We start from the raw sequence: 25,094 nt of genomic DNA on the forward strand, positions 1-25,094 counted from the left end.
TTATTCAATTATAGATATATAGGGCATTAAAATGATTAATTCGTCTCCAAAGAATCTGAATCTCTCAGATTGTACTGTTTCTATTGATGAAGATAATGTTGAAAACCAGAAATTGCTAGATGCAATCTATAATCTTGATGTTCATACATTCAAGCTTAATTACGCTATTGATAAAAAGGGAGAGAGTAAAGCCAGATTGCATAATGGTTTTATAGCTCAGGAGGTCGAGAAGTCTTTGAAAGATAAAGGTTTGTCAGCTTCTGATTATGGAATGTGGATAGAAGAAAAAGTTTTTGAGACACAAGATATTGAGACAGGCGAAAAGGATGACAGGGGTAATCCTGTTACAAAAAGAGAATGTATATTTTTAAAAGATGCTGATAGTAATCAGGTTTACAGGCAGTCTTTACGATATGATGAAATATTTTGTGTTTTTATTCAAGCATTTAAACAAAAATTGAAAAAACTTGAGGATTTTAAACAAGTTTACGAGCAAAGAATTAGTGATTTAGAAACTAGGCTATTAAATTTAAAATAAATTTTTCAAATTAATGAATGAAATTAATTAAGAGATATAAAATGACAAATCAAAATAACGCTCCAAAAGATCTGGACCTGTCTGCATGTAATGTTTCAATGGATGGTGGTAATACATCACAGCAACTTTCAGAACTTGTTAAAACAGCAAATGATACAAAAGAACAGATTGCAAGTGTCACAGCAATTGCAAGTCAAGCACAAAGTAATGTTGATAACATTAGAACCTATGTCAATAATTTAGATCTAGATAAATATTTTTCCATTGATGATGCAAATAAACCCTTGGGTATTGTAATACTTGATTTGACAGGACAATTTGTGTATCCACAGCCTAAGGATATGGATGGTGTTACATGGATTAATGCGGGTTTAAGACCAATAAATGGTGATTATACAAAAGATTATGAACCCAATCCAAAATCCAGGGAAATACATATTCAGTATTCTGTAAATTTTAATGGTGAAAAAGGTAATAACAAGAGTTTTACTAGTGTAGTATGGTCTGACAACATTAATGCCAATTATGCATTTGGTTCTGTTTCCTTTCATCCCCTTAATGATGGCGGCGGGGACCTGGGACGTGCGGGAAATTCATGGAACAATCTTTTCATAAAGACCGCACCAAACGTGACCTCGGACAAAAATGTCAAGACCATCACATCCATCCTTGATGAAAAAGCCGATAATTCCGACAGGAAACTGATGGATGCTCTGTATAATGTCAATGTTGTCAATTACAAGCTGAATGACGCGATAAAAGAGAAAGGTGAGGACAAGGCACGTGTTCATACAGGTTTTATCGCGCAGGATATAGAACAGGCGATCAGGGATGCGGGACTTGATCCATCCGATTATGCCATGTGGACGCAGGATGCATCACTTGAATTCAAGAGGGTGGATACAGGCGAGAAGGATGAAAACGGGAACCCGATCCTTAAATCTGTTCAGGAAGTGCCAAAAGATGACAAGGGTGACATTATTTATCGTCAAAAACTGAGATATACAGAAGTTCTTTGTATGCTTTTAGCTGCTCATAAACGGAAAATTAATGATCTTGAGACACGGCTGATGAAACTTGAAAGTAAATAAAATGAGCAGATTTGATATGACACAAGGTCTCGCGAAAGGATCGTTGGGACAGGAAATGACAGGTGGACAGATTGTTGATCGTTTATCTGCTGGTATATTGGTTGAAAACAGGATTGTAAATGATCCAGCTATTACCTTGATGTTTCCAAAAGCGGGAGACATCAGCTATCGTCTTCTACTCCAGAAAGCGTGCAGGATTTCACTTGGGCAAGGGCAAAAGGGTCAGTTGCAACGCATGACGATCATTCTTCAGCAACCCTATGAAGGAAATTGCGAGGTTGAATTTGATGCATCTGTCAAATGGCAGAATAGGCAACCCTTTATTGATACAAGAGCAGGGTCGGTTACCCTTGTAGAAATTTTGTTTGATGGAATGTCACAATTTTATGGAAAATTGATTTATGGCTGATGTCAAAAAACAGTAGTAAATAGGATATATTAATAATGAAAATCTTGTCTAGTTTGGTTGTAGTAACATATCGGATGAATGGGATTTAACCGTATTATCTAAATCAAACAGACCATTGCTGGTTTTCATTAAAGGAGAGCAATCCCACAGATAAAGTGAAGGGAATAAGTATTTCATTTTTTGAAGGAATATCTTATTTTAATTCTTTGCAGTAAGAATCTGGGGATTGCAAGAACAGGTCAGTTTAACGTCAGTAAAGAAATATTATAATATAGAATAAAAGAATGCATCCTGTTGTAGATAAATATTTTATTATCAGATTCAGGTATGGTTTTGAAAAGGATATGGAACAGATAGAACTTTGCTTAGGAACAATATTACAACTAAATATGGCGAGATTTTCATAAAGATGAAACAGTTGTTTGGTACTAGAAAACAAATGTTCCTATTACAATTAGTTTGATTTAGGTATGTGTAATTCAGCTATATTTTCCATGGCAAGGTTCCTTTGTGAGGTATGGTATAATGATGAATCTCATGGGTCTGTATATTTTAGAAAATAATCTTTCCCAAGCGCAATAAGGGATTGATCATCAGCATTATATTCAAGGTTGTTATCAGCCAAGATACTTGGATAATTTTGGGCAAAAATGTGTCTACCATCATAATGAATGAAATTTAATTGGTCGTGAGGAAATATTAATAGCAGATTACCAAGTTTATATGAATCGCCTATTGAAAGTGTACAAGTGGATATTGAAAGATATAACAAATGTAAAAAAGAATTTATTATTGATTATATATTTTTATATGAATTAACCGTTTTTTTACAGTATTACTAATAATTTAATCCTATGTTGTTGGGATGTGGAAAAATCACTAACCATATGGTAAATATTTCCGAATATCAAACCTTTGGAATTATCGATGATATCATCACATCAAACCAGAAATTTATGCAAGATGACGTGAGTTGTGGAATGGCAATTTAATTTCCAATGAGACAATTAACAAAATTATTATCGAGAAAGCAAATTTGATTGACCCGGAACCAATGACGTAAAATCTTAAAAATCGCCTGTAAATTATATCATTGATTACGTCAAACGACGTATTGAATGGTTGGATCAACAATTTAAGTATTACAGTTAATTATTATAGGCTTTATTGATTATAGAATTACTTTTTAAAGAGTGGTTTTATGATTGACTTAAATAAATATTCATAATTTTTTCATGGAAAAAGTCAAAATTTCTGTACTATTAATTTTTTGTTTTTTTTTTGATTCATTTATCGTGTTGAATAATATTAATTAAAAAATAAGATAATTGATTGTTATTGAAAGTTTAATTTTATTGATAAACATATCTATTGGCGGACCCGACGAGATTCGAACTCATGGCCTTTGCCTTCGGAGGGCAACGCTCTATCCAGCTGAGCTACGGGTCCTTTGAAAATGTTCATACTCTGTTTTAATGAAAATAGCCAGTTTTTCTTTTGTCAAATATAATTTTTCTTTTTTTATCCTTATATCAAGATTGATAAATTACAGGGTTTATTGAATTTGTTTGATTGACGGTAAATTCCATTTAAATTTTAAAGATAACAAGCGAATTGCACTACAGATTATAATGGCAAACCATGGAGCAAAGGTGGGACTGATAATATTCTTGTCCCCCATAATTTGGACAATGGCTCCGCCAATGGCGGCAGAGGCATAAATTTCCTTGGTTAATACGGATGGAATCAGGGCGGTTAATGTATCACGCAATATTCCTCCACCGATGGCCGTAAGTGTTCCAAGAAAAATACTTATTTCGCAATTTCCGGTAAAAACAAACGCTTTATGGGCGCCAAACGAAGCAAAAAAACCCAATCCGATGGCATCAAAAAACAGAGTTGGATGATTGAGATGTAAAAGTAATTTTTGGAAAAAGGCAGCCAGGAAAACTGAAGTCAAGACAATAACGAGATATTCCAGATTCATCATCCCCGCTAAAGGAAAAGAACCGATACAGATATCCCTTACAATTCCTCCACCACAGGCTGTGACAAAGGCAATGCAAAAAACGCCAAAGATATCCAGATTACGATTAATAGCTGCCAGAGCTCCACTGATGGCGAAAGCAAATGTTCCAATTAAATCAACATAATGGAAAAAAGTATGACTCATAGGAACATGTTCCCTGGGGATATGAAATGTTAATGAAATTGAAAAGCGGTTAATTCTTTCAGTGTGGGCATACCATTTTGGGCCCCAGTGCGTGTAACCGAAAGTGCAGAAGCTTGCAAGGCTTTTTCAATCGCTTTTTCATATCCCAAATGAAGAAAACAGCAAAAGGCGCCACAAAATGTATCACCCGCCCCTGTTGTATCGACGGTTGGTACGGTATAGGCGGGGATATGTTGAATCTGTTTTTCTTTATTTTTAAAAAGTATTCCGCTGCGACCCCATGTCATGATAATGGGTGTAGAGCTATGCAGGATAATATCTTCGTAAGTTTCTGATCCATTATGTCGAAAGGCTTTTATCTCATGTTCGTTCGGTAAAAGATAACTGATTTTTGGAATGATATCTGCAGGGAGCTGTCGTGAAGGTGCAGGATTGACAACAATTATTTTTTTTAATCGATATGCAATCTCAATGGCTTCAATCTGCGTTTCCAAAGGGATTTCCTGCTGTAAAAGAATAATATCATGGGATTTGATGAGAGATTCAGCATTGAGAATATCCTGGGCTGATAGACTTTCATTGGCTCCTTCTGTAACAATAATTGTATTATCTGTATTTGTATGCATTATTAATGCGGTTGCAGTAGGACTTTGTTTGCAGGTTTTTATAGGTGTAATGTTGACATGATATTTTTTAAGGTTTTTTATTAGCAATTGACCAAAATGATCATTTCCGATTGCACCCAATATTGTAACTGATGCCCCCAGTTTTGCTGCTGCTATTGCCTGATTATTCCCCTTTCCACCACAATGAATCTGTAAGGGGCCGCCGATCAGGGTTTCTCCAGTTTCAGGGAAATGATCAACAGAAGTTTCGAGGTCAGTATTTAAACTACCAATAACCAGAATATTATTCATAAAAAAGCCTTATTGTCAGTTACAATATTTAAATAGATACTATAATTATTTTAAATGAAATAGATTGATAGAATTTATTTTTATATTTCTTTTAAAATATGGGTTATAATAACCTGATATGAAAAATATTTAATCGCACATTGTGAAATTGCATGTTTGTATTAGATATTAAGGTAGCCTATTTCATAAAAAAGATTATAGATAGAGTATTAATTTACGTTAAATAGAAAGCAGAAAGGACGGCTTAAATGGCTTATAAATCAGTTAATCCCTTTAACAATGAAACGGTGAAGACCTTTCAGGAATTAACGGAGAATGAAGTAGCTGCTAAAATTGATGAAGCTCAAGCTGCTTACTTAAAATGGCGTAAGACAGATTTTGCTACTCGTCGTCAAGTGATGAAAAAAGCCGCATCAATTTTGCGTGATAAAAAGGCGGAATTTGCTCATTATGTTACCTTGGAAATGGGAAAACTAATTGCAGAAGCGGAAGCGGAAGTTGATTTGACTGCAGACATTTTTGATTACTATGCAGAAAATGCCGAAAAATTTCTTGCACCAAAAACCTTACATCCAAAAGATGGTCATAAGGCCTATGTTGAATATGACCCAATAGGTATCATTTTCTGTGTTGAACCATGGAATTTCCCTTATTATCAACTTGTTCGTGTTGTTGCAACGAATTTGATGGCTGGAAATGTGGTAATGGTCAAACATGCTTCCATTGTTCCACAATGTGCGGGTGCTTTTGAAAAATTGATGCTTGATGCTGGTGCACCAAAAGGTGTTTATACCAATCTTTATGTATTATCTCAGCATACCGACAAAATCATTTCCGATCGTCGTGTCCGTGGTGTTGCACTTACGGGAAGTGAAAAGGCAGGAAGTATTGTCGCTGGCAAAGCCGGTGAAAATCTTAAGAAATCCACCCTTGAACTGGGTGGCAGTGATGCATTTATTGTTCTTGAAGATGCCGACCTGGATTCAGCATGCAAATGGGGTCTTTGGGGTCGTATGAATAATACGGGACAATGTTGTGTTGCCGCAAAACGTTTCATTGTTGTTGAATCTGTTGCAGATGAATATCTGAAACGTTTAACAGACTGTTTTTCTAAACTGAAAATGGGTGATCCAATGGATCGTAGCACGACATTGGGTCCATTATCCAGTGAGGCAGCTGCACAGGAAATTGCAGATATGACAGCCGAAGCTGTCAAGCATGGTGCCAAGGCCGTGATTGGTGGTAAACGTCCAAATCGTTCAGGCGCTTTTATGGAGGCGACCATTTTGACCGATATTACCAAGCAAAATCCAGTATTCTATAAAGAATTTTTTGGACCAGTTGTTATGTTCTTTCGTGTTCCAGATGAAAAAGCGGCAATTGAGTTGGCCAATGATTCAGATTTTGGTTTGGGTGGAACCGTATTTTCAAGAGATGTTGAGCGTGCAAAGCGGGTTGCAAAGGAAATTGATACCGGCATGGTCTTTATCAACCGTCCTACCTGGACAGCGCCAGATCTTCCATTTGGCGGTGTGAAACATTCTGGATATGGTCGTGAATTGTCTGATGAGGGAATTTTTGAATTCCTTAATCATAAATTAATTTATATCGAGAAATAATTTCATTTTTACTATATTTATAAAGTGAAATTTGGATTAAAAGAGGGATTCATTATATTTAATGAATCCTTTTTTATTTCAGGTCAAGAATTTATGGAACCTTTTATTGCATTACGTCGTGAACGTTTAAATAGAGGAATTCGATTTGCACATGCACGATGTTTGGAAATCGGTGCATTGATTGATCCAGTTTTATGTCGAGAAAATGGAAATGTTTTTTACGCAGATCATTTGTCGACGGAAGAGCTGAAAGAGCAATTTGCCTGGAATACCAATTTTGATTCTCGTCAATTGGTAGAGATTGATTATATCTGGAAAAAAGAATGTGCTTTGAAGGAGTGTGTGGATGGTCAGTTTGATTATGTAATCGCATCTCATGTTGCAGAACATGTCCCAGACTTGATTGGATGGATTGAGGAAATACGACAAATTTTAAAACCTGATGGACAATTACGTTTGGTTTTGCCAGATGGTCGTTATTCTTTTGATATGAAAAGGCAGCCTACCCGGTTGGCTGATTTACTCGCTGCCTGGTTAAAGAAATCTACATGCCCTGAAACACACCTGGTGTTGGACTTTGCATTGAACAAAATTAATGATAAAGATATTCCAAGAATTCATGCAGAATATGGATTATATCCTGATATAGAAAATCTGGAAAGCCAAATCCCGTTTTCTGAGGTTCTTGAATGGGGGGAAAGAACACTAATACCTGATCATTATGAAGATATTCATTGTTGGGTTTTGCATTTAGGTTTGTTTGTGAAACTGATGATGAATTTGGCTGAACATGGACTTATAAAAATGGCTTGTGTGGAATGGTTTGATATTGATCCATCAAAGCTGAGTTACGAATTTACGGTTTTTCTTGTATCGGAAAAAAATAGGGAAAAATGTGTTGAAAGCTGGAAAGAGGTTTATGAAAAGATTAGAATTTCACCCTATCAATTCAGTTTTGCCCAACATTTGGAACAGGAAAATATAAAATTGAAACAGGAACTGACGGCCATACAGAATTCTTTCTGTTGGCGTGTGACGTCCCCTTTGCGTCAATTAGTCAAACTGTTTAAATGATAAATTTTTCTTTCAGGGGTCGACCAATTGAATAATAATGAATATTTTCACTTTTCATCACTTTGGGATCGTAAATATTTCTGAAGTCGATTACCAGTGGTTTTTTCATCCAGTTTTTCAGGGTCTTGGGTGTCAAAGAACGGAATTCATTCCATTCTGTCAGGATAATCAAGGCGTCAGCCTGATTGGCTGCATCGTTAATTCTATCAAAATATTGAACTGTATTAGGTAATAAGGGTTTTGCCTTTTCATTTCCAACAGGGTCAAAAACTTTTATCTGGGCACCCTCTTCAACCAAACGGTGAATAATGGGAATAGATGGGGATTCCCGCATATCATCTGTATTTGGTTTAAAGGTAAGTCCCAGAATGGTAATGGTTTTATTGTGAACATTACCACCACATAATTGAATAATTCTTCCACTTATGTTTGCTTTTCTGGCATCATTAGCTTGTGCGGTTGCCTCTACCAGCCGTGAGGGTGTACCTGCTTCTTGGGCGATGCGAATTAGGGCAAGAGTGTCTTTCGGGAAACAGGATCCGCCATAACCTGGGCCTGGCCGTAAAAAATATTTGCCGATTCTACTGTCTAATCCAATAGCATTGGCAATTTCCTCTATATTTCCTCCAACTTGTTCACAAAGATCAGCAAGCTCGTTAATATATGAAAGTTTCATCGCTAAAAAACAATTTGAGGCATATTTTGCCAGTTCAGCACTTTCCAAATTGGTAAACAAAATTGGTGTTTCTTTTTGAAATAAGGGTTGGTAAAGTCGACTCATGATTTCTTGGGCTTTTTGTGCGCGATCTTTTCTGTCTTTTTCAATACCGATAATGATACGGTCAGGTGTCATGAAATCTTGAATGGCCTCGCCCTCGCGAAGAAATTCAGGATTGGAGGCGACATCAAAATCAAGAGATGGATTTTCCTTACGGATGATTTGTGCAATCCGTCGGCTTGTACCAACCGGGACTGTTGATTTGGTAACGATAATTGCATATTCTTGTAGATGTTTTGCAATTTCCAGGGCTGCTTGATGGACATAAGTCATGTCAGCATGTCCATCACCGTTACGTGGGGGTGTACCCACGGCAATAAAAATGGCCTTACAATCAGGAATAGCCTCTTTAATCGTTTCAAAAAACTGTAACCGATTGGCTTTGATATTATTCTGAACCAAAAGATCCAAACCAGGTTCATAGATAGGAATATTTCCTTTCTTTAACGCATTTAACCGGTTGGGATCCTTTTCCACGACAGCGACATCAAGTCCGAATTCTGCAAAACAAGCAGCAGAAACAAGACCAACATATCCTCCACCAATCATTGCTATACGCACAGAACATTCCTTATTTTTAATCAAGATATTGCCAGTTTTATAGATTATTAAATTAAGTTAATTTAAAAATTAAAAAAATAAAAATTTTAAAAATATTGAAACAAGTTCATTATAAAGGATAATGAAGAGGTTTTCAGTGGTATATAGACAATAGATATATTCAATATTGATGGGAATAATAATTAGATTCTAAGGGTGGATTGTTCTTGGGAAGAGGATGATGGTTAAAATGTTTGATCTATATAAAATGTTTAAAAATAAAAGATATTTATGTGCTTAAATATAAATATTAGAAAATAATAGAATTATAGGATAAAACTTGTAATCAATATTATTGAACAACTTCTCAATTCGTTAGCTAATAATGTTGTGATGAGTTTAACCGGGAATTAAGATGTATCAATTGAAACGTCCGTGGATTTGGATCGCTTTGTTAGGTCGTATGGCTTTAAACGGTGTTCGGGAAACGGGTACCCTTGCATTGTTTGCATTAAGCGGATTTATAAATATTTTTTATCCTCCATTTTATTGGCGCATTTTTTTGGGATCTTTACTTGATATAGGTTATTTGTCTCTACCTGTTGTTGCTTTAACTGCATTATTTTCTGGAGGTGTTATCGCGTTACAATCCTATACTGGTATGTCCCAGTATCATGTAAATAGCGCGATTGCCAATATTGTTGTGTTGGCTGTCACTCGTGAGCTTGGGCCCGTTTTGGCAGGATTGATGGTTGCGGGACGGGTGGGGGCAGCCATGGCCGCGGAAATTGGAACAATGCAGGTGACGAACCAGATTGATGCGCTCAAAACCTTATCAACCAATCCTATCAAATATCTTGTCACTCCCCGTTTGCTAGCTGCTACGCTTGCTTTACCATTTCTAGTTTTGATTGCTGATATCCTGGGGGTGCTGGGTGGTTTTACTGTTTCGGTCATTAAATTGGGTTTTTCGTCCCAGGGTTATATTGCGGCGACCATGAATGCCGTGAAACCTATTGATATTACAATTGGTTTGGTGAAAGCGGCGGTTTTTGGATTTCTTATTGCCTTGATGGGATGTTATCATGGATATCGTAGCCGTGGGGGCGCACAGGGGGTTGGTGCAGCGACGACCTCTGCTGTTGTTGCCGCCTCTATTTTATTGCTAGTATTTGATTATTTGTTAACGGATATCTTTTTTGCAAAATGACCAAAACTTATCCCAAAATTCGTATACGTAATCTTTCCAAATCTTTTGGTAGCAACCATGTGTTACGTAACATTAATATGGATGTAATGGAGGGTACTTCTTTTGTTATTATTGGTGGGTCTGGAAGTGGAAAGTCTGTTTTGCTTCGCTGTATTTTGGGGTTAATGACACCAGATAGTGGCACGATCGAAATTGATGGCAAAAATATTTTTGAATTGCCATATTCCGAGCAAGCAGAAAAATTACAGGAAATGGGTATGTTGTTTCAGAACTCTGCCTTGTTCGATAGCTTGCCTATCTGGGAAAATGTTGCCTTTGCCCTTTTAAATGGACATCGTAAAAATCAGCCAAGAATTAGTCGTGCCCGGGCGAGGGAAAGGGCAAACAGGGTTTTGGAACTTGTTGGTCTGGATGCAGATAATATTGGCGATTTATATCCCAGTGAGTTATCTGGTGGGATGCAGAAACGGGTTGGCTTGGCACGTGCGATTGCTTCAAAACCGGAAATTATCTTTTTTGATGAACCGACCACAGGGTTGGATCCTATCATGGGAGCAATAATTGATAACTTGATTGTTGATTGCGTTAAGAAGCTGGGTTCTACAACAATTGCCATTACCCATGATATGGCTTCTGCCCAGCGGATCGGGGATCAGGTTGCCATGTTGTATAAAGGGGAGCTGATTTGGCAGGGTGAAGCTGGTGAACTTATGCAGAGTGAGAATCCCTACGTGCATCAATTTACACATGGTCTTTATGCAGGTCCTATTAAAATGGAAATGAAAGTATAAGAGGACGTTTTGGCGAAAAAGCCGGTTAAAATGTTTGTCTGTCAAAGTTGTGGCGCTATTTATCATAAATGGGCTGGACGATGTGAGGCTTGTGGTGAATGGAATACAATTAGCGAGGAAACCAGGGAAACAAGTCCGATTTCTGTACTGGGACATGCAGGCAGGATGATTCAGTTTACAGGGCTGGATGGTGAGATTTCACCTCCTGATCGTCAGTCCATTGGTGTTTCTGAATTTGATCGTGTTCTGGGTGGAGGTCTTGTCCAATCTTCAGTTACATTGGTAGGAGGAGATCCTGGCATTGGAAAGTCAACTTTATTGTTGCAGGCTGCTTGTGCTTTATCAAGACAGGGACAATCCGTTTTATATATTTCAGGAGAGGAGTCTGTTAACCAGATAAGAATGCGTGCCAATCGGTTAGGGTTAGAGGATGCGGAACAAAGAAAAAACATACAACTGGCTGCCTGCATAAATGTTGCGGATATTCTTTCAACGCTGGAAAAAGAAAAAAATATAAGTCTCGTTATCATTGATTCTATTCAAACAATGTGGCTGGATACGGCGAATGGGGCCCCTGGGACGGTAAGTCAGGTTCGGGCTGCGGCTTTTGAATTGATTCGTATGGCAAAACAGAAAGAATTTGCATTGATTTTTGTGGGACATGTTACCAAGGAAGGTTCTATAGCGGGGCCGCGTGTCCTGGAACATATGGTTGATGCCGTATTATATTTTGAGGGGGATCGAGGACATCAATTTCGTATTTTACGGGCAGCAAAAAATCGATTTGGTGCAACAGATGAAATTGGTGTTTTTTCAATGACAGGACAGGGTTTGGTAGAGGTGGCAAACCCATCTGCTTTATTCCTTGCAGAGCGACATGGTCATATAGCGGGGTCAGCCGTTTTTGCGGGTTTGGAGGGAACCCGTCCTGTTTTGTTGGAAGTGCAGGCCTTGTTGGCACCCAAATTTGGGGATTCAGCGCCAAGACGTACAGTTATTGGATGGGATAATGCACGCCTTAATATGTTGCTTGCTATTTTGGAGACACGTTGTTCGTTACGGTTTAACGGGGTGGATGTTTATTTAAATATGGCAGGCGGTTTGAGAATTACCGAACCTGCGGCGGATTTGGCCGTGGCAGCAGCTTTGGTTTCGGCTTTGACCCATCATTCCGCCTCTCCAGGTTCAGTGTATTTTGGTGAAATTGGTTTATCTGGAGAAATTCGACAGGTGCCACAAGCCGACTTACGCATGAAAGAGGCATTTAAGCTAGGTTTTGATGAAGTTGTTTTACCCAAGCGTATTGCACATGGAAATAACAAACTATCCGTCCCCAATGGATTACAGCTGATAGAATTAGGTCATATAAGTGATTTGGTGTCTCAATTCACATAAAATTTATTACATTTGATTACTGAAATTTTTCTTTTAGATATATTTGTTAGAAATACAAAATTATCGTTATTTAATAGTTAATTAAATCAATTTTATAAAAAAAGATAATTTTTGATAATTATCTAAAAAATAAAATTATAGTCAGGAATTCAAAAATTATGGCTAAGAATATTGAACCCAATCTTAAAAATATTGAGTTATATTTAAAACTTAATCGAACAGAAAATTTTTTAATTCCAGAATATCAACGGGGATATTCATGGGATATTGGACAATGTGATAAATTGTTAGAAGATATAGAGAATTTTAAGGAAAGTGAATCAAATGATCCTTATTTTTTTGGAAGCATTATAATTGATTGCTCGGATCAAAATCAATTCAGTCTAATTGACGGTCAACAGCGTACAACGACTTTTTTGTTGTTACTCAAAGCCATTTTGTTACGATTAAATGAAGTGCTACAAACTGTTTCAAAAGATGAAGATTCAGAGGCATTGATAGCTGGTCTTAAAGCGAATAGAAATAAAATTATGGAAATTTTGTATAAAGCAGAAGCCGAAAATATACCTTCTATGCTTAAAGATCCAAAAAAGACACAAAATATTCTCATACTAGGAAATAAATCAATTAATGAATTGTATCCAGAAGAATTTAATAAAATTATAGGTGCCAGTGATTTTAAAGATGCCGAGGAAAAAGTTTTTAAACTGCCTTATAAAAAAAATAATAATCGATATACAAACTATTTTCGTAACTTTAAAAATTTTTATGAAAAATTGAGAGAAAATAGCGATTCTTGGTTGAATCAATTTACAAAAACTTTTTTAAAAAATTGTCAGGTAATCGAAATACGCAGTTGGCAAGTCGAACAAGCTATTACAATGTTTAATTCATTGAATTCAACAGGTTTGCCGCTTTCAGATGCAGATATTATTTCAGCAAAATTATATTCATATGTAGGTGATAAAAGAGAGGAATTTAATATTCAATGGGAAGAGATTCTCCAATTAACAAATAAATTAAAATCTAAAAAAGTCGTTACAATTGATTCTGTATTGCAACAATTTATGTACATTAATCGTGCTAAAGAACAGGGATATTTGAAATCTTATATTTATGTAAGAACTCCAGGTCTAAGAAGATATTATGCTGATCATGAGCAGGATTTGTTAAAAAATCCATTTTTACTATGCAATAATTTAAAAAAAATTGCATATAAATGGGATAAAATTAAAGATTATTCCATTATAAAGTTACTTCTTAAGTGTAATGTTAATATTAAATTATATCTAGCCGCTTATCTGTATCGTTTTGAATTAGATGAAATTACCGAAGATAAAATAATAAATGTCTGTGAATCATTGTTGAAATTATTTTCATTATTAGAGTTGGGAGATGCTGGTTATTCAAGCAATAAATTTAAGATATTTTTATATGCAGAAATTATAAAGATGGTCGATTTTAATATTCCAGAACATGTTATTTGTCAGGATTTTTATGATCATATACATGATAAATGGAATGTCAAAGAGGTTGAGGACGCGATATTAACATATGATAAAAACATGCTGGTATTTGTTAATGAATATTTGTACGCTAAAAATAAAAATCTAAAATTTAATTTTTCTGAAACGGTTAATGTTGAACATATCATGCCAGCTAGTGGTCGTAATATTGAGACAATTCGACATGACGCAAAAATGGATAAGAATGAGTTTGAAAATGTAATTAACAGATTGGGAAACAAAATTTTGCTTGAAGAGAATATCAATCGAAGTATCAGTAATGAATGGTTTAAAACTAAAAAGCAAAGTTTTATTCATAATAAAAATGGATATAAAAATAGCAAATATAATTTAGCGAAAACTTTAATTAACTATCCTAGTGATAAATGGGAGAAAAATGATATTTTAGAAACAACTGAAAAAGCAGCGAAAAGAATATCAAATTTTATTTTTTCATAATAATATGCTGTTTTGTTTTTGACGCATTAGATTGATCTCTTCTTATATGTGCTCTAATAATACATCATAATATTAATTTGATCATAAAAAGGATTGATAAATGATGAAAGATCAACATGATTACAAAGTGAAAGATATTTCACTTGCGAGTTGGGGGCGGAAAGAGATTGCTATTTCTGAAGGGGAAATGCCAGGTTTAATGGCTCTTCGTAAAGAATATGCGGATAAACAGATTCTTAAGGGAGCGAAAATTGCCGGCTGCTTGCATATGACTATCCAGACAGCTGTGTTAATTGAAACCCTTGTTGCCTTGGGCGCGGAAGTGCGTTGGTCATCTTGTAACATTTTCTCAACTCAGGATCATGCGGCTGCGGCAATAGCTGCAGCTGGTATTCCTGTATTTGCTTGGAAAGGTGAAACCGAGGAGGAATTTAACTGGTGTATTGAACAGACCATTCATGGTCCGAATGGTTGGGTTCCCAATATGATTTTGGATGACGGGGGTGATTTAACCCTGTTAATGCATCAGAAATATCCTGAGATGTTAAAAAATATTAAGGGGTTGTCTGAAGAAACGACAACAGGTGTTCACCGTTTGCGTGAAATGGAAAAGAAAGGAACCTTATTAGTTCCGGCATTCAATGTCAATGACAGTGTTACGAAGTCTAAATTTGATAATTTATATGGTTGTCGTGAAAGCCTGGTCGATGCAATTCGTCGTGGTACAGATGTAATGATGTCTGGAAAGGTTGCCGTTGTTGCCGGTTTTGGTGATGTGGGTAAGGGTTCGGCAGCAAGTTTGCGAAATGCTGGTTGTCGTGTTCTTGTTACAGAGGTTGATCCTATTTGTGCATTACAGGCCGCGATGGAAGGATATGAAATTGTCACTATGGAAGAGGCTGCACCACGCGGTGATATTTTCGTAACTTGTACCGGTAATATTGATATTATCACCGTTGATCATATGCGTGCCATGAAAAATCGTGCCATCGTTTGCAATATTGGTCATTTTGATTCGGAAATTCAAGTTGAAAAATTACGGAATTTCACGTGGGAAAATATTAAACCTCAAGTTGATGAGATTATTTTTCCCGATGGTAACCGTATTATTCTTCTTTCTGAAGGGCGTTTGGTTAATCTTGGGAATGCCACTGGTCATCCATCTTTTGTGATGTCTGCCTCTTTTACAAATCAAACTTTGGCACAGATTGAATTATGGACAGCACCAAAGGGTAAATATGAAGCAAAAGTCTATACCCTTCCGAAATTCTTGGATGAGAAAGTGGCAGCTTTACATCTCGAAAAAGTTGGTGCGGTTCTGTCTAAATTAAATAAAGCTCAGGCCGATTATATTGGCGTTGATGTTGAAGGTCCATTTAAACCAGATTCTTATCGTTATTAGTTTTAAAAAATAATAGTGACATAAAAAAACTCATTACAATTTGTAATGAGTTTTTTATTTAAATGAATAAATAATATTCAATGACATTTGCTATTGCATTTACTGCAGGTGCTACAACTTGGTGTTTTCTGAGTATTGCAGTGTTTCAAGGCCCATTGTTGACTTGTTGCGGGAGCATGGATGCATTTAAGTACATAAGCAATTCCTAGCCATATGAATTTGCCAATCATTGGAAAAAAATGATTAATCCAATATAAACCGGCTAAAGAAATTATTAAAATGACAAGTGTACTTTGCATGAATGTTTTCCTTTGTTAAGAAAAAAATGATGCGATATGCCAGGTAGTAAAGGAGGCAAAATAAGCCATGAAAAACAGATAACAGGCTGTTATTATGACCATCTTCCAGGAAGAGGTTTCTTTTTTTATAACCGCCAACGTAGAAAAGCATTGTGGAGCAAAAACATACCAGGCCAGAAAGGAAAGTCCTGTTGCTATACTCCATTGTGTTGAAAGAAAATGAACCAGTTGGCCTGGTGCATCAGAATCAACACCAGCTATGGAATAAACAGTTGCAAGAGACGTAACAGCAACCTCTCTGGCTGCCAATCCAAGGATAAGGGCAACACATATTTCCCAGTTAAAACCAATGGGTGCAAAAAGGGGTTGAATCCAGTGACCTATAATACCGGCAAAACTCCAATCAATGGCTGGACCTTGTGCACCAGCAGGCGGTTTTGGAAAACTTGATAAAGCCCATAAAAGGATGCTGACCGTTAAGATGATTGTTCCTACGCGATTAACAAAGATTTCAATCCTTTGCCATAATCCAAACAAAATATTCCGAACACTTGGAAAACGGTAAGAGGGAAGTTCTAGTAAAAGGGTGTTATCATATGATTTTTTTCGTTTTTTGAGAAGTAAGGCCACCAAAAAGGCACTTGCGATTCCTAGTAGATAAAGACCAAACAGGACAAGACCTTGCAGGTTGAATATTATCCCGATGGTTTTATGAGGGATAAAGGCACTGATTAGTAAAGCATAAACTGGTAATCGTGCGGAACAAGTCATCAGAGGTGCAATGAGAATGGTAACTAGACGATCTCTAGCGCTAGGTATTGTCCGGGTTGCCATGATACCGGGAATTGCACAGGCAAAACTGGATAATAATGGGATGAAAGAACGACCATTTAATCCAACAGAAGCCATAATGCGGTCAAGTAAGAAGGCTGCTCTGGGCAAATACCCGGATTCTTCTAAGAATAAAATCCACAGGAAGAGAACAAGAATTTGAGGTAAAAAGGCGAATGTTGTTCCCACCCCCGCAAAAACACCATCAATAATTAAACTTCTCAAGGGACCTGTCGGTAATAAGTTGGCAATGATTTTTCCAAGCCAGCCTGTCAAATCCTGTATACCATCCATAAAGGGTTGGGCCCATGAAAAAACGGCCTGGAACATGATAAATAATAAAATGAGAAGGATTAAGGGACCAATAATGGGATGTAAAACCCATCGATCAATTTTTTCATCAAGCAGAACAGAATTTTCAGAAGAATTATGGACGCATTTCAGGAGAATTTTGCGTACTTCGACATGTAAATCGGTTTGATTATCAAGATCAATTGTTGGAATTTTAAAAGAGGTGTCGATATTGTCGACAAGTTTTTTAATTCCGTTTTTTTGGGTTCCTATTGTGGGGATAATGCAAATGCCCAAAATTGATTCTAGTTTTGGAATATCTATGTCGATTTTACGTTTTTTTGCAATGTCACTCATGTTTAGAGCGATCATCATTGGGCGTTTAAGACGGCAAATTTCAAGGGCGAATCTTAAATGTAGTCGCAAATTTGTTGCATCAATAACGCAGATCAAGGCATCTGGTGGGGGTTCGTTACGATAGTTCCCCATACAAATATCCCTGGTGACTGCTTCATCAAGGCTGGTTGCTTTTAAACTGTATGCCCCCGGTAAATCGATAAGGGTAATCCTGTTTTTGGAGGGTGTGACGAATTGTCCCTCCTTACGTTCCACGGTGACCCCGGCATAATTGGCGACTTTCTGTCTACTTCCGGTCAATTGATTGAATAAAGCGGTTTTTCCGCAATTTGGATTGCCCACTAAAGCTATCTTTGAAATAGGGAATATGGATGATTCAGGCATAAATTAACAATCCAAATGTAAAATGATTCTGGCCGCTTCAGAACGGCGCAGCGCAAAACGGGTCGATCCGATTTGTACAGCAATAGGATTTGAGCCAAATGGCCCAAAGGCAATGATTTTGACAATTTCGCCTGGTACGAAGCCTAAATCACGTAAACGGTCTGCAATAGGATCAGGAGAAGAAAATTCTTCGACATGATCAATAACACTTGATTTCCCTGGGGAAAGCATACTTAAATTTGGAACAGTCATTATTTAAATTGAACTTAACTCTATCATTAAGAATGATTTGCGTTCTTAATAATATGGCAGAAAATTCCTGTTATGTCATCAATTTTGAATTTTATTTTATTTATGATGATTCTTATTCATTTATCGGAAGGATTGGTATAAAATAAACAAATGAAAAAAAATTTTCTTTTTACTCGATAAGTTGAGTTCATGCAATAATGAATTTGTAATGAAATGATACTTATTTTTTGAAAAATTGATTTTTTTTGCGAAAGAACGCTGCCTCATAAGAGGGGCAAAACTTTGGCAGGCATGTTGCCTAATTTTAAAAGGGACATAAATTTATGAATATCGAAAAATTTACTGAACGTTCAAGAGGGTTTCTTCAAGCGGCACAGACAATTGCAATTCGTGATTTTCATCAGCAATTAACGCCTCAGCATTTATTGAAAGCGTTATTGGATGATGAGGAAGGAGCCGCAGCTTCCTTGATACGTGCAGCTGGCGGGGAACCCGCCATTGTCAAAACAACGGTTGAACATTCATTGGATTCCATGCCAAAAGTTCAGGGCGATGGTGCTGGACAGCCTCAAGCCATGCCAGAATTGGTTCGTGTCTTGGATGGCGCGGAAAAAGAGGCCACGAAGGCCGGGGATGAGTATGTTGCTCAGGATCGCCTGTTGCTTGCCTTGGCTGCATCTGAAACACCAGCTGGTCAGGCCCTTCAAAAAGGGGGGGTTACAGCTCAAAATCTGGCAAGAGCGATTGATACTATTCGGAAGGGTCGTAAGGTTGACAGCCAGAATGCGGAGGCTTCCTTTGATGCGTTAAAAAAATATGCACGGGATATGACAGAGGTTGCCCGGCAAGGAAAATTGGATCCCGTGATTGGGAGAGATGAGGAAATTCGTCGAACGATTCAGGTCTTGGCTCGACGTACCAAAAATAACCCTGTGCTTATAGGTGAGCCTGGAGTTGGTAAAACTGCAATTGTTGAAGGTTTGGCATCACGGATCGTAAATGGTGACGTTCCAGAGGCATTGAAGAATAAACAGTTATTAGCCTTGGATTTGGGTGCCTTGGTTGCAGGGGCTAAATATCGGGGTGAATTTGAGGAACGTTTGAAGGCTATATTAAAAGAAGTTGAAGCTGCGGCTGGAAAAGTCATATTGTTTATTGATGAAATGCATACATTGGTTGGTGCGGGACGTAGTGATGGAGCAATGGATGCATCAAATCTCATTAAACCTGAGCTGGCACGTGGCACTTTGCATTGTATTGGTGCGACAACCCTGGATGAATATCGCAAATATATTGAAAAAGATGCAGCTTTGGCACGGCGGTTTCAGCCTATCTTTGTCGGGGAACCATCAGTAGCGGATACGATTTCAATTTTGCGGGGTATTTCTGAAAAATATGAATTGCATCACGGGGTGCGGATCAGTGATAGTGCTCTGGTGGCAGCGGCAACTTTATCCAATCGTTATATTACAGATCGATTTTTGCCGGATAAAGCAATTGATCTGGTAGATGAAGCCGCAAGTCGGTTACGGATGCAGATTGATAGCAAGCCAGAAGCGCTTGATGAGCTGGATCGTCGTTTGATTCAACTAAAAATTGAGCGTGAAGCTTTGAAAAGGGAGGAAGATTCAGCCAGTCGTGACCGTTTGGAAGCATTGGAGGTTGAGATTGCTGATTTAGAAGAAAAATCAAATGCAATGACTGCGGCCTGGCATGCTGAAAAGAATAAGGTTAATGATGTTCAAAAATTGCAGGAACAGCTGGATCAGGCCCGTTCAGAAGTTGAGGTTGCACAACGCCAAGGTAATTTGGCCCAAGCCTCTAAATTGATGTATGGTGTTATTCCAGAACTTCAAAAGAAAATTGAGGGTTTGCAAACCAAACAGCATGAACATCCAGATCAGGCGAATTTGGTTTCCAAATCAGTGACTGAAAATGAGATCGCGGCAGTTGTATCTCGGTGGACAGGTATTCCAGTGGATAAAATGCTGGAAGGGGAAAGGGCTAAGCTTTTACGAATGGAAGACGAGCTTCGTAAACGTGTCGTAGGGCAGGAACCCGCCTTGAAAGCGGTTGCAAATGCTGTACGTCGGGCACGGGCAGGATTGCAGGATCCAAACCGGCCTATTGGCTCTTTTTTATTCCTAGGTCCAACTGGAGTAGGTAAAACCGAACTGGCAAAAGCGCTTGCTTCATTCCTTTTTGATGACGAAAAAGCGATATTGCGTGTTGATATGAGTGAATTCATGGAAAAACATGCGGTTGCACGGTTGATTGGTGCCCCTCCCGGTTATGTTGGCTATGAAGAAGGGGGTGTTTTGACAGAGGCTATTCGCAGGAGACCTTATCAGGTTATTTTGTTTGATGAGGTTGAAAAGGCTCATGAGGATGTCTTTAACGTATTATTGCAGGTTCTTGATGATGGACGTTTAACAGATGGTCAAGGGCGAACCGTAGATTTTCGTAATACGATTATAATCTTGACAAGCAATCTTGGTTCTGAAATTTTGGCTAATCAGACAGAAGGTGAGTCAACAGAGCTTGTACAGGCTGAAGTTATGAAAGTTGTACGTGCCCACTTTCGTCCTGAATTTCTTAATCGTTTGGATGAAGTTGTTTTGTTCAGTCGATTGCAAAAGGCTGATATGGCAAAAATTGTGGATATACAATTACAGCGTTTACAAGGATTGCTTGAGGATCGTAAAATTAGGCTTGATCTGGATGAAAAAGCACATGCGTGGCTGGAGGAAGCTGGATATGATCCGATTTATGGTGCACGTCCTCTAAAGCGTGTCATACAACGAAATTTGCAAAATCAATTGGCAGAATTATTGTTGCAAGGCGATGTTTATGATGGGGATACTATTTCAATCAGTGCCAATGAGGCTGGTTTATTAATTCAGGGTAAATCAGTTATAGACAAAGCCTGATTTTCGTTAAAACTGGTTGAGTTCATTTCAACCAGTTTTTATTTATGATTATATTAAATATTGTTTAGCTTGTATAATATACGGACAGATAAATAAGTTTGATCTGATAGGATGTCTTTTATTATGGGAATTAAAAGATTTACCTTTTGTCCATCATGAAATTGGATGTTCGATAGGCATCTATGCTGACAAAAATTGATCGGTTTGACTAATAGAAACCTTTGCTTGTCTTTTGTTATTTCATTGGATGGGTTTAATCTTTTATAGATTCTATATGAGAATATTCTTTATAGAATTATAGTTGTACCAGATAATCTATTAATTTGGTAATTTTTATATATAAAATCTATAGGTAAAATAGTCTGATTAACATATTGAAGTTTTTTATATTTTTCTAAAATTAACAATTAAATTTATAAAATTGGATCGCTTTTAATTTTTTCATATCATAAATATTAATAAATTAATTTTAATAACTAAAAATTAAATTATTAGTTATTAAAATTAATTTTAAAATATATATTTATAATGGGTTAATAAATCTTCTTTTTATTTTTATTGAGCTAAATTCAAATTGCTTATTATTTTTACCCAAATAACGTCCTTGAGGACAACCGGTTCCTATTGATAAGGTGTCATGATAGTTAAAGAATCTAACATGATACATATAAAAATTGTTTTTTAAAGGTGTTGCAGTAGCAAATACTGTATGAGGATGTATCGTTTTATCATTATTTTCATAGATTGTGCATAAATCTATCCCTCCCCATTGTTGAATATGCATACCAATTTTGGGGTCTGAAGAGGGATATTTTTTTGCTATGATTTCCAGATCAATTTCCATATTCTGTAATTTTGGATCATGAATACGGATTAGATGATAATTATTTTGGTCGCCATCTGCAAAAGCATAATTATCATTTTCTAAAGGTGTAAAGGTTGCATCATCAGCAGCTTGCCAGTCTTTTAAATTGTAATCTAATGTTATCCATGGATTTCCAATGGTTTTGGAATTACAAATGTTATCAAGAAAGATTTGTGTACTTGCAATCTGTTTTTGATGTTGCTCTCTGAATTTCGGTCTGTTCCAAATAACTTCCGTTGAATGGGACAAATATTGAATGTGATCATTATTTGGAATGGAAAAATTATTGGATCTACCATGACAAATATTGGGGAAAAACCAAGGTAGCAAACCTTCTTCAATATGCCTGGCAATAATCATATTTAATATAGATTGGTCGGCACAGAACCATTTGAAATTGGGGCTTTTTTCTTCTTCTTTTGTAGGAGGAAGAATATATTCTTTTACCCTGCACATTGCCAACCAGTCCAGTAAGATATCAAATGCAAAATCAGACACTTTTGCAATAATATTATTGGCAATCAGTAAAGGAAAATTTTGAACAAAAAGTGAATTTCCCCCTATTTCTTCAATTTGTCTGATGGAACAAAAATCAGAGGCTTTTAAAATTTGTTCTGTAAGTTCCCTGCCAATATAAAAATCACAAAAATTCAAGGCTTTATTGATAATCGTATTTATGCTTTGTATAACAAGGCGCAGGGTTGGGTATTTGGCAATATTTGCATCAAGGTAAAAAATGACATCACCTTTTTCCATGGTTGAAAGAGCATGCAAAATAGTAAAGGGTTTCCAGCTGAATAATCCAAATTTGTGGGTATTAGGATTATTTCCCAAATTGTATTTATCAGGATATGCTTTAACTAATTCTCCCGCACCCATTTGATATAGTCGTTTAGGTGTATAAGCATCGAATTCGTGGCCAGCTTCTTCGACAAGTGATCGAACAGTTCTGACAACTTTTGTTAAATCACTTCCTTCGTCATTTGGGGTGCCTTCAGTATAAAAAACAACAAATTTAATACGCATATAGCTACCTTATTTATTTTACATAGTTTAATTATTTGTAATTAAATTGATGTTAAAATTTAATTAATATTTGTTTTATAAATTATTCAAAAATTTTTTTGCTATTTGGAAAAACATATATCACAAATTTAATGATAGTTACATCTCAAAAAATATTTAATTTAATACTTGCAATCGCAAAAACCTGAGTTTTCTATATTTGATAAGGTTTTGATTATTGTTCTATGATATCATTAAAACCCATGGAATGGAAATAAACAACCAGGTGACAAGGAAAAAAAGACCGAAGATAAAACCTAGTCTCCACCAAACCGAATTAGGGATAAACCCACTTCCATAATAGACAGCACTTGGTTCAGCGGCATAGGGAGTGACAATTCCCATAAATCCTAAAAGAGGAAGGATCAATAAAACATAATGATGAATATTAATTCCAGGAATGTGACTGGCGGCCCCGAGGAAGATGGGTAATAATGCAGCCGCATGGGCGGTATTACTTGCAAAGAAATAGTGTAGGCTATAGTAAATGCATAAAAGTAGAATCATTGCTGCGAGAGGTGAAAAATGAATGATATAAACGCTAATTAATTGACCAAACCAATTAATAAAGCCTGATTTGTTTAATCCGGAAGCAAAGGCGATCAAGGTTGCCAACCAGGTGAAAATATTCCATGCAGCTTTATTTTCCACGATATCATTCCATGTTAATAATTGGCTAATTAACATTGCTGAAACCACAACAATGCCTACCAGTGGAGGTGTAATAAATTTCCCACCTAAAATCCATAAAAGCAGTGCGCAAGTTACAAAAAAAATCAGTAACATTTCTTTTGCGGTTAAGGATCCTAACAGTTGTAATTCTTTATTGGCCCAGGTTGGAATGGCAGTGCTGGATTTGATTTCCGGCTTACAAAGATGATAATTCAATAAGGGAGAAATGGTAATCAAGACAAAGCAGGCTGGTAAGGTTACCATGAACCATTCCAGCCATGTAATATTAATGCCGATGATTTTATTGACCATGCTGATTGACAAAAGATTAGGTGCCAGTGCGGTCATAAAAAATGAACTGGTAATGGAAGTTGAAACAATACCTGTCCACATCAAATATGTACCAATTTTATTTCGTGATGAATCAAAGGGGCGGGAATTATATAAAGGAGGTAGGTGACTAAGAACAGGATAAATAATGCCAGCACTACGTGCGGTACTTGATATGGTAAAGGGGGCAAGGATTGTATCTGTAAAAGTAATTGCATATCCTAGAGCCAAAGTATTTTTACCAAGTGATCGAACGAGTAATAAGGCGATGCGTTTTCCTAGTCCTGTTTTGTCGTATGCGAGTGCAAAGGTAAATGCTCCGAAAATCAGCCATACGGTTGGGTTGGAAAATCCTGAAACGGCCCATTCAAATGCATTGACGGTTGGTTTAAATCCAGGCTGGGCCAATTCTTCGGAACTAAATAGAACATATGGTCCAAATAGAGCGGCAACGGAAATACCGATTAATCCAATGGCGCCACCAGGTAGGGGTTCTAAAATAAGCCCGACAATACATCCTAAAAAAATGGCAAAAAATCTCCATGCATGGGGTTCAAGCCCACGAGGGACTGGAATGATCAGGATGATTAATGTTGCAAGAATAGGACATAAACAGCGAAGGGCCTTATTCATACCGTGATCCTTATTTATTTTCAAATGTATAATATGCTGGAAATAAAATAAATTTCGTAATGAATTTTTGGTTATTAAAAAAAATTTTAGTAAACTTTTAGTTATAAATTATATAAAATTATTTCTTATTTTTAGATAGTTACGATATTTTTAAACATCAAAAAAATTGTTCTTGATTAAAGGGGAGAGGTATACCTTTTAATTCGTTTAAGTAAATGACTTACAAAAATATCAAGCCTAATTTAGATAAAACCAGATGCTATTGGAAACATTTTTTATTTTAC

The 25,094-nt window shown here is 36.7% G+C and carries 19 protein-coding genes and 1 tRNA gene; 11 read left to right on the forward strand and 9 right to left on the reverse strand.

The annotated features are described in order from the left end of the window. Positions 1-31: 31 nt before the first annotated feature. The 3 genes from GN303_RS00680 to GN303_RS00690 are packed head-to-tail and all read left to right on the forward strand — an operon-like array spanning position 32 to position 2,038. A complete protein-coding gene (locus tag GN303_RS00680; protein WP_110439594.1) occupies positions 32-538 on the forward strand; it encodes a tail fiber domain-containing protein in 507 nt (168 codons plus the stop codon). A gap of 41 nt (positions 539-579) precedes the next feature. Next, entirely contained in the window at positions 580-1,629 is a 1,050-nt protein-coding gene (locus tag GN303_RS00685) for a tail fiber domain-containing protein (protein ID WP_158523905.1), read from the forward strand. A 1-nt stretch (position 1,630) separates the two neighbouring features. Continuing rightward, positions 1,631-2,038 carry a hypothetical protein gene (locus GN303_RS00690; RefSeq protein WP_110439596.1) on the forward strand — a complete coding sequence of 136 codons (408 nt, stop codon included), beginning with the start codon at positions 1,631-1,633 and terminating at the stop codon, positions 2,036-2,038. 1,372 nt (positions 2,039-3,410) lie between these two features. Here the strand turns inward: GN303_RS00690 and GN303_RS00695 are convergent. The 3 genes from GN303_RS00695 to GN303_RS00705 form a co-directional block, all read right to left on the reverse strand. After that, a tRNA-Arg gene (locus GN303_RS00695) sits at positions 3,411-3,487 on the reverse strand. A gap of 106 nt (positions 3,488-3,593) precedes the next feature. Then, positions 3,594-4,211: a trimeric intracellular cation channel family protein gene (locus GN303_RS00700; RefSeq protein ID WP_110439597.1), complete on the reverse strand. Its 618-nt coding sequence runs from the start codon at positions 4,209-4,211 to the stop codon at positions 3,594-3,596. Positions 4,212-4,240: 29 nt separating this feature from the next. Next, complete coding sequence (locus GN303_RS00705; protein WP_110439598.1) at positions 4,241-5,128, reverse strand: ribokinase; 888 nt, start codon at positions 5,126-5,128, stop codon at positions 4,241-4,243. A gap of 248 nt (positions 5,129-5,376) precedes the next feature. On the opposite strand from GN303_RS00705, the gene GN303_RS00710 reads away from it, so the two are divergent. Both GN303_RS00710 and GN303_RS00715 read left to right on the forward strand, forming a co-directional pair. After that, positions 5,377-6,747 carry an NAD-dependent succinate-semialdehyde dehydrogenase gene (locus tag GN303_RS00710; protein WP_110439599.1) on the forward strand — a complete coding sequence of 457 codons (1,371 nt, stop codon included), beginning with the start codon at positions 5,377-5,379 and terminating at the stop codon, positions 6,745-6,747. A gap of 93 nt (positions 6,748-6,840) precedes the next feature. Beyond that, on the forward strand, positions 6,841-7,821 hold the full coding sequence (locus GN303_RS00715) for a methyltransferase domain-containing protein (RefSeq protein WP_146206674.1): 981 nt from the start codon (positions 6,841-6,843) through the stop codon (positions 7,819-7,821). Here GN303_RS00715 and GN303_RS00720 read toward each other — a convergent pair. Next, on the reverse strand, positions 7,814-9,148 hold the full coding sequence (locus GN303_RS00720) for a UDP-glucose dehydrogenase family protein (RefSeq protein WP_110439611.1): 1,335 nt from the start codon (positions 9,146-9,148) through the stop codon (positions 7,814-7,816). The genes GN303_RS00715 and GN303_RS00720 overlap by 8 nt on opposite strands. Before the next feature lie 406 nt (positions 9,149-9,554). On the opposite strand from GN303_RS00720, the gene GN303_RS00725 reads away from it, so the two are divergent. The 5 genes from GN303_RS00725 to ahcY all read left to right on the forward strand — a co-directional run bounded on the left by GN303_RS00725 (position 9,555) and on the right by ahcY (position 15,901). Further along, entirely contained in the window at positions 9,555-10,349 is a 795-nt protein-coding gene (locus GN303_RS00725) for an MlaE family ABC transporter permease (RefSeq protein ID WP_110439601.1), read from the forward strand. Continuing rightward, on the forward strand, positions 10,346-11,140 hold the full coding sequence (locus GN303_RS00730; RefSeq protein ID WP_110439602.1) for an ABC transporter ATP-binding protein: 795 nt from the start codon (positions 10,346-10,348) through the stop codon (positions 11,138-11,140). Before GN303_RS00725 ends, GN303_RS00730 begins: the two co-directional genes overlap by 4 nt. A gap of 9 nt (positions 11,141-11,149) precedes the next feature. After that, complete coding sequence (radA, locus tag GN303_RS00735; RefSeq protein ID WP_110439603.1) at positions 11,150-12,535, forward strand: DNA repair protein RadA; 1,386 nt, start codon at positions 11,150-11,152, stop codon at positions 12,533-12,535. 158 nt (positions 12,536-12,693) lie between these two features. After that, positions 12,694-14,499: a DUF262 domain-containing protein gene (locus GN303_RS00740; protein ID WP_110439604.1), complete on the forward strand. Its 1,806-nt coding sequence runs from the start codon at positions 12,694-12,696 to the stop codon at positions 14,497-14,499. 103 nt (positions 14,500-14,602) lie between these two features. After that, positions 14,603-15,901: an adenosylhomocysteinase gene (gene ahcY, locus GN303_RS00745; protein ID WP_110439612.1), complete on the forward strand. Its 1,299-nt coding sequence runs from the start codon at positions 14,603-14,605 to the stop codon at positions 15,899-15,901. 77 nt (positions 15,902-15,978) lie between these two features. Here the strand turns inward: ahcY and GN303_RS00750 are convergent, their stop codons facing one another. From GN303_RS00750 to GN303_RS00760, 3 genes are read right to left on the reverse strand one after another with little or no spacing between them, the layout of a single operon-like run. After that, positions 15,979-16,200, reverse strand: coding sequence for a hypothetical protein (locus tag GN303_RS00750; RefSeq protein WP_110439605.1), 222 nt, complete (start codon positions 16,198-16,200; stop codon positions 15,979-15,981). 15 nt (positions 16,201-16,215) lie between these two features. Next, positions 16,216-18,063, reverse strand: coding sequence for a ferrous iron transport protein B (feoB, locus tag GN303_RS00755; protein ID WP_110439606.1), 1,848 nt, complete (start codon positions 18,061-18,063; stop codon positions 16,216-16,218). A gap of 3 nt (positions 18,064-18,066) precedes the next feature. Continuing rightward, positions 18,067-18,315 carry a FeoA family protein gene (locus GN303_RS00760; protein ID WP_110439607.1) on the reverse strand — a complete coding sequence of 83 codons (249 nt, stop codon included), beginning with the start codon at positions 18,313-18,315 and terminating at the stop codon, positions 18,067-18,069. A gap of 323 nt (positions 18,316-18,638) precedes the next feature. Between GN303_RS00760 and clpB the strand changes: the two genes are divergently transcribed. Then, on the forward strand, positions 18,639-21,245 hold the full coding sequence (clpB, locus tag GN303_RS00765; RefSeq protein ID WP_110439608.1) for an ATP-dependent chaperone ClpB: 2,607 nt from the start codon (positions 18,639-18,641) through the stop codon (positions 21,243-21,245). Between the two features lie 523 nt (positions 21,246-21,768). Here clpB and GN303_RS00770 read toward each other — a convergent pair. Continuing rightward, entirely contained in the window at positions 21,769-23,136 is a 1,368-nt protein-coding gene (locus GN303_RS00770; protein WP_110439609.1) for a hypothetical protein, read from the reverse strand. 222 nt (positions 23,137-23,358) lie between these two features. Further along, a complete protein-coding gene (locus tag GN303_RS00775) occupies positions 23,359-24,810 on the reverse strand; it encodes a DASS family sodium-coupled anion symporter (RefSeq protein ID WP_110439610.1) in 1,452 nt (483 codons plus the stop codon). Between the last annotated feature and the right edge of the window lie 284 nt (positions 24,811-25,094).

Origin of the sequence: Commensalibacter melissae, assembly GCF_009734185.1 — a bacterium.
GTDB lineage: Bacteria > Pseudomonadota > Alphaproteobacteria > Acetobacterales > Acetobacteraceae > Commensalibacter > Commensalibacter melissae.

Bases quoted from the DNA above. Each gene is read 5' to 3' on its own strand.
- GN303_RS00680 (WP_110439594.1), top strand. From the start codon at position 32: ATGATTAATTCGTCTCCAAAGAATCTGAATCTCTCAGATTGTACTGTT.
- GN303_RS00685 (WP_158523905.1), top strand. From the start codon at position 580: ATGACAAATCAAAATAACGCTCCAAAAGATCTGGACCTGTCTGCATGT.
- GN303_RS00690 (WP_110439596.1), top strand. From the start codon at position 1,631: ATGAGCAGATTTGATATGACACAAGGTCTCGCGAAAGGATCGTTGGGA.
- GN303_RS00700 (WP_110439597.1), bottom strand. From the start codon at position 4,211: ATGAGTCATACTTTTTTCCATTATGTTGATTTAATTGGAACATTTGCT.
- GN303_RS00705 (WP_110439598.1), bottom strand. From the start codon at position 5,128: ATGAATAATATTCTGGTTATTGGTAGTTTAAATACTGACCTCGAAACT.
- GN303_RS00710 (WP_110439599.1), top strand. From the start codon at position 5,377: ATGGCTTATAAATCAGTTAATCCCTTTAACAATGAAACGGTGAAGACC.
- GN303_RS00715 (WP_146206674.1), top strand. From the start codon at position 6,841: ATGGAACCTTTTATTGCATTACGTCGTGAACGTTTAAATAGAGGAATT.
- GN303_RS00720 (WP_110439611.1), bottom strand. From the start codon at position 9,148: ATGATTGGTGGAGGATATGTTGGTCTTGTTTCTGCTGCTTGTTTTGCA.
- GN303_RS00725 (WP_110439601.1), top strand. From the start codon at position 9,555: ATGTATCAATTGAAACGTCCGTGGATTTGGATCGCTTTGTTAGGTCGT.
- GN303_RS00730 (WP_110439602.1), top strand. From the start codon at position 10,346: ATGACCAAAACTTATCCCAAAATTCGTATACGTAATCTTTCCAAATCT.
- GN303_RS00740 (WP_110439604.1), top strand. From the start codon at position 12,694: ATGGCTAAGAATATTGAACCCAATCTTAAAAATATTGAGTTATATTTA.
- ahcY (WP_110439612.1), top strand. From the start codon at position 14,603: ATGAAAGATCAACATGATTACAAAGTGAAAGATATTTCACTTGCGAGT.
- GN303_RS00750 (WP_110439605.1), bottom strand. From the start codon at position 16,200: ATGCAAAGTACACTTGTCATTTTAATAATTTCTTTAGCCGGTTTATAT.
- feoB (WP_110439606.1), bottom strand. From the start codon at position 18,063: ATGCCTGAATCATCCATATTCCCTATTTCAAAGATAGCTTTAGTGGGC.
- GN303_RS00760 (WP_110439607.1), bottom strand. From the start codon at position 18,315: ATGACTGTTCCAAATTTAAGTATGCTTTCCCCAGGGAAATCAAGTGTT.
- clpB (WP_110439608.1), top strand. From the start codon at position 18,639: ATGAATATCGAAAAATTTACTGAACGTTCAAGAGGGTTTCTTCAAGCG.
- GN303_RS00770 (WP_110439609.1), bottom strand. From the start codon at position 23,136: ATGCGTATTAAATTTGTTGTTTTTTATACTGAAGGCACCCCAAATGAC.
- GN303_RS00775 (WP_110439610.1), bottom strand. From the start codon at position 24,810: ATGAATAAGGCCCTTCGCTGTTTATGTCCTATTCTTGCAACATTAATC.